This window comes from Clostridium sp. RTP31139st1_H3_RTP31139_211217 (assembly GCF_040227035.1).
GTDB lineage: Bacteria > Bacillota > Clostridia > Clostridiales > Clostridiaceae > Clostridium > Clostridium saudiense.
This window is the reverse complement of the sequence record NZ_JBCOAB010000100.1, coordinates 1-2885: the sequence shown is the minus strand read 5'-3', so window position 1 is coordinate 2885 and position 2885 is coordinate 1. Positions and strand designations below refer to the sequence as shown.

The 2885-nt window shown below is 25.9% G+C and carries 3 protein-coding genes; all 3 read right to left on the bottom strand.

All coding sequences use genetic code 11. The annotated features are described in order from the left end of the window. Nucleotides 1-634: 634 nt before the first annotated feature. Entirely contained in the window at nucleotides 635-814 is a 180-nt protein-coding gene (locus ABUA17_RS18610) for a hypothetical protein (protein WP_055292521.1), read from the bottom strand. Nucleotides 815-847: 33 nt separating this feature from the next. After that, entirely contained in the window at nucleotides 848-1378 is a 531-nt protein-coding gene (locus ABUA17_RS18605; protein ID WP_349818214.1) for a hypothetical protein, read from the bottom strand. Between the two features lie 206 nt (nucleotides 1379-1584). After that, complete coding sequence (locus ABUA17_RS18600; RefSeq protein ID WP_055292538.1) at nucleotides 1585-2805, bottom strand: hypothetical protein; 1221 nt, start codon at nucleotides 2803-2805, stop codon at nucleotides 1585-1587. Nucleotides 2806-2885: the final 80 nt, after the last annotated feature.

Genomic DNA, 2885 nt, shown 5'->3' with positions numbered 1-2885 from the left:
ATGTACTCCACATTTTTTTCTGTCATTTTATATTCTTTTCTTATTCTTGCCATATTACTTAACTCCTTTTCTTTTTTTATTAAGGTGTTTCCCCTCACTATATCTCACTCATAAACTAAAAAAAGTTTAATCAAATCCAAATATGAATTATAAAATATCTTAACTGGAAATTACACCTGTAGATATTTTATAAGAGCATAAAGAGAAACTGCTATCAAAATCCTTGATAGGCTAGGCAAAGCCTAGCGTTTCTGTGCTATCAAAAAAAATTCCAAACCGCCCATATCACGCCATATAAATGCCATATAAACGCCATATAAACTCCCATACCACTACATTATTTTTTATCAATAATCTTGTTTCTTTTCTTCCATTTTTTTATTCTTTATAAAAAAATGGAGCTACTGCTCCATAAATAAAATAATTCCCCTAAATATAAGAGTATTTTAAATCTCAATTTGTAAACATCATCTAAAAAAAATTTTTTCAAAAGGGCTTGGGCAGCTCTCCCAATAAATAAATTTAAAATTTGAGTAAAACTTAATTTTAAATTTATAGGAATTGTGTACACACTTCCTATGCTTGCTATTCTTCTGATACTTCTAAAACCTTATTTCTAAAATTAAATAAATTTTTAAAATACTTTTTCAAGACCTCGTTTAGATGGAATATGATAGCCATTTCTAACTTGTATAAAACTACCACATCCACACCTACATTTTATAAATATAATTGCTAATTCTTCTGTCTTAGGAAGTTTAAGTTTTTCTCCACACACTGGACATAAAAAATATTTCTTTTTTTCTAGCCTCATAAATTTCCCCTCACTAAAAAATACTCTATAAATCTACTTTGAAAAAATCTTAAAAAATTTTATTTTTTCATTTCTTTTTTGCTCCATTTTTTCTCTTAGATCTTGGAGCTTATTATCTACTTCTTCAAAATGTTCTGCTAAATATAACTGTTGTTCACTTTTTTTCTGCTCTTCCTTTAAAAGTATCTGACTATTTTCAATTAACTTATGCAATTCAGATATTTGTTTATCTTTTTCATCTAATTGCTTTTTTAAAACTTCATTTTCAGACTTTAAACTATTTAAATATTCTTTATTGAACTCTTTTAACTCAAGTTTAAACTCTTTAAAGTCAGTATTTTTAATACTTATATCAACATCTTCTCTATCAATATTTAAACCATTTAATGTATCATTATTAAAGTTTAAACCTTTAAATATTAAATTAATACCTTCATCTGAAATATAAGTAATACCTTTGTTTTTAACCACATACTTCTCTATTTCTTTTAACTTAATTTTATTATAAATACTAACTTTACTTAAACCAGTTAAAACTGATACTTCTGCAACACTCCTCAACATCCCTTAAACCCTCCATTTTAGAATAAACCCATAATTTAAGATTTCGATAAACAACTTAAAAATCCTATATAACGAAAAATAAGTTCTTCCTTCCAATATAAAAAAGAACAGGTTACGAAGTAACCCTATAATACAAGCTGAAAAAAAATTGCACCTATTATTTCTTGAAAAAATTAATTACATACTCTATAATCAAAAGAGCAAGGCTATATTAAACCTTGCTCTTTTAAGAATTTAACGTCATTTACACATGTGCGTTTAGATATTTTTAATAAACTATATATTTCTTTTTGACTAAGACCTTCTGCTAAAAGGTCTTTTATTTTTTCTCTTCTTACCTTTACTTCTTCTTTTTTAGATAGCTTTCCTTCTTCTTTTAATTTTTCTTGATATTTCTTTTTGTTATACTCATTATTTCTTCTTTTATATTCATTTTTAGAAATTATTGTACTCATTTTAGTTTCTTCATATTCTGTAATTTCTAAGAGCTCTATTAAAGTATCATTCTTATACTTATATTCTTTATTTTTATCTAAATAACACTTTTCAGCACTCCTAGTTGCCCTTATAACCTCATTTTCTTTTAAAGGTGCTATAAACATACTATTTAACTCTAAAACGTCTTCTAAGGCCTTCTGGACGTCTTCTGTGAAACTACATAGATAATACCTATATAAAAATAATATTATTTCTCTATGTCCTTTTAAATCATATTCGCGAAGTTCACATAATTTTGTTATGTCTTGTATTCTTGCATAATATAAACTTCGCTCTCTATAAATATAATTTATTTTTTTCGAGCGCCCTTTTTTCTTTTCTTTTGGCTTTAATTCAGGAAGAAACTCTTTTTGTATTTCTCTTAAATCATAAATATAGTCGTATTCATCTATTATACTTACTACTGTTTTAGATTTTGAATTAATACTTCCTGGTACTCTTAATATTCTTGTTGCATCTAAAGCTTGTCTATCTGCTCCAAATTCTTTTAATTTATTATATAAATATTCTTCTATAGCCTTCCATAATGGCAATGCTTTACTTGGCACTTTATTTATCAACCATATTAACGCTAATCCACGACCACTATCTAAAATATAATTAGTTGCTGGAATTGTTTTATTGAAATAATTCTCCTCTAAATTCATTATTATTTGCTCTTTTGTGAATTTAGTTTTATAGTAATCCAAATCTATAAATAAAGCATTTAACTCTTTTATACATTCTAATCTTCTATATGGCTTAAAAAATGTATTCAATGTTATATATATGTTTTCTTCTGTTAAGTCTGTTTCTTTAAGTTCTTTATATTTATAATGCCACTGACTATATCCATTTTCATCTATACAACTTCTCGTGATCCACCCTTTACTATTTCCATGAACCTTATCTATATATTCTACTTTATTCTTTTTTATTGCTTGTCCCACTAATTCACCTCCTTTGTTCGACAACTAATTATATCATACTTTTCTATATTTACTAAAATCTATAACTTTCCCCATTTCCT